This window comes from Salinicola sp., assembly GCF_982684285.1.
The window spans coordinates 1-2,251 of sequence record NZ_CEXLVS010000393.1; the positions used below are offsets into that span (position 1 = coordinate 1).

4 protein-coding genes are annotated in these 2,251 nt (G+C 64.4%); all 4 read left to right on the forward strand.

All coding sequences use genetic code 11. From position 1 onward, the window contains the following. Positions 1-571 (forward strand): type IV pilus modification PilV family protein (locus AC3AYF_RS20280; RefSeq protein WP_487780292.1); only part of this gene is annotated, 571 nt, incomplete at its 5' end. Next, positions 568-1,350, forward strand: a complete 783-nt coding sequence (locus tag AC3AYF_RS20285) for a PilW family protein (RefSeq protein WP_487780293.1) — start codon at positions 568-570, stop codon at positions 1,348-1,350. The genes AC3AYF_RS20280 and AC3AYF_RS20285, both read left to right, overlap by 4 nt. Beyond that, a complete protein-coding gene (locus AC3AYF_RS20290) occupies positions 1,350-1,886 on the forward strand; it encodes a pilus assembly PilX family protein (RefSeq protein WP_295038914.1) in 537 nt (178 codons plus the stop codon). The genes AC3AYF_RS20285 and AC3AYF_RS20290 overlap by 1 nt, the downstream gene beginning before the upstream one ends. Continuing rightward, a partial coding sequence (locus AC3AYF_RS20295) for a hypothetical protein (protein ID WP_487780294.1) occupies positions 1,876-2,251 on the forward strand: 376 nt, incomplete at its 3' end. The genes AC3AYF_RS20290 and AC3AYF_RS20295, both read left to right, overlap by 11 nt.

Consider the following 2,251-nt stretch of genomic DNA (forward strand, 5'->3'; position numbering starts at 1 on the left):
CGAACTCGCTGCAGGGTCTCGCGTGTCCGCCAATCAGCCCCGGTGCCCCACTTTCGAGCCGCGTCGCCTCTCGCCGCGATCCCGCGTTCGTCCCGGAGGAAACGAGCGGGGCGTCACCCTGATCGAATCGTTGATCGCGCTGCTCGTGCTGAGCATCGCTCTGCTTGGCGTGGGTGCGCTGCAACTGATGACCCAGCGGGAGGAGGTCGAGGCCCGCTGGCGCTCGGCGGCAGTCGCCATGAGCGGCAACCTGATCGAGCAGTTGAGAACGGACCGGGTGGCGTCGGAGGGAGTGGGGATCAGCGATGGCGCCCCCGCCGGTTGCTCGAGCCCCAATCAGTGGCTGTGCGACCTGATCACGGCCTGGTTAACGTCGCTGCGCGACCAGCTCCCCCATGCCTCAGCGCAGCTGAAGATCCTGAAGCTGGACGACAACCTGCTGAAAGCCGAACTCGCCATCGTCTGGCGTCGACTCCCCGACGGCGACCCTCATGCGACCTGCCGCCCGCAGGATGCCGACGCCTCGGGAATGGCCGATGGCGGCTGCCTGCGGGTGGAGACGGTATTGTGAGTCGCCGCGCCCCGGCATTTCCCCCGGCCCGCCAGCGTGGCGTCACGCTGGTCGAACTGATGGTCGCGATGTTGATCGGCCTGATGCTGGTGCTCATGGTGACCAGCTACACCCTATCCAGCCGCAGAAGCTATCAGACCTCGGTGGCCAACGAAGACGTGCAGGATGCCCGTCGGTTCGCGCTGAGCGTGGTGCAGCAGCAGGTCTGGCTCTCCGGCTACAGCGATCGCTGGGAGGACCTGAGCCTGCTGTTCCCCGGTTTTACGCCAGCGGAAGATAACCAGATGCCCTCCTTTGCCGCCGGCCAGCTGGTCGCCGCCGACGAGGATGGCGAAATATGGGTTCGTTATCGTGCCGCCGGACTGAGCGGCCAGCCGCTGCCGCATTGCGACGGTACGTCTTTCCCTTCCGCTGACGGCAGCGACACCGATTCGATCGCCATTGCCAGGCTTTATCTCGACGACCACACGCTGCGTTGTCGGGTTTCGTTCTCCGCCGGTGAGAGGCGTCGTTCGCTGCCTCTGCTCAACGACGTGGAGGCGATGCGTTGGGAGTATCTCGATGACTCCAATACCTTCCAGCCGCGGGAACACGCCAACTGGACCACGGTCAGGGCGGTCAGACTGGCGTTGATCCTGGCATCGGCGGAGTCTACCGGCGAGCGCTACGTACAGAGTTTCGCATGGGGAGGCAAAACCGTCAGTTTCGAGGACGGGCGCGCGCGCACGCGCCTGGAGACGACCATCGCCCTTCGCAACCTTCCGGAAACCGTCCGGTGATGCCTGCCAATCAACGGGGGGCCGCGCTGCTGGTGACCCTCGTGATGGTGGCGTTGGTGTCGATGCTGGCACTCGCCATCAGCGACTCGACCCGTGTGCAGCAGCAGCTCTCGGCGAACGAGGCGGCACGACAGATGGCGTTCCAGGCCGCCGAGGCCGGGTTGCGCTCTGCCGAACTCGCCATCGATGGCAGCGGGGATCTGGGACTGTTCTGCAACGCGGGAGGGGAGCGCTACAACATCACGACGCGGGACGGCCTCGATAATGACGCTCACTGGCAATCATTGGAGAGGGCAGGAGCCGTTGCCGACTTCACGCTCTATAGCAGCGCCAGCGGCGATTTCATGCCCGCACCGCGCTACATGATCGGTTGCATTGCGCCGTCGCTGGTGGATGGCTATCAGGAGGTGGATCCCGCGGTCAAGGGACAGGCGGAAGAAGCTACCGAGCAGCGTTACTTCTTCCGGGTGTTCAGTGTCGGATTCGGGCCGGGCGGTCGTGCCGTGCAGCGCCTGGAGGCTCGCTATGTCTATTAAGGGCTGGGCGCTGGGCGGCTTGCTGTTGATGGGCGCGAATCAGGGGTGGGCGGCGGACGATGTGCCGCATTACCCGCCACTGAGCGCGCAAGCCGAGACATCACCACGCAGCATGCTGGTGCTTTCCAACGATCACAACTGGTATTCGAAAGCCTACACCGACTGGTCCGATCTCGATGGCGACGGAGCGATCGACTCCACCTACCGCCCTGACATCGAATACTACGGCTATTTCGATAGCCGGGGCTGCTACGACTATGACAGCCATCTGGACGGTGGGGCATTCAGGCGTATCGGTAATACTGGGAACGGGAACGGGAACGGGAACGGGAACGGGAACGGGAACGGGAACGGGAACGGGAACG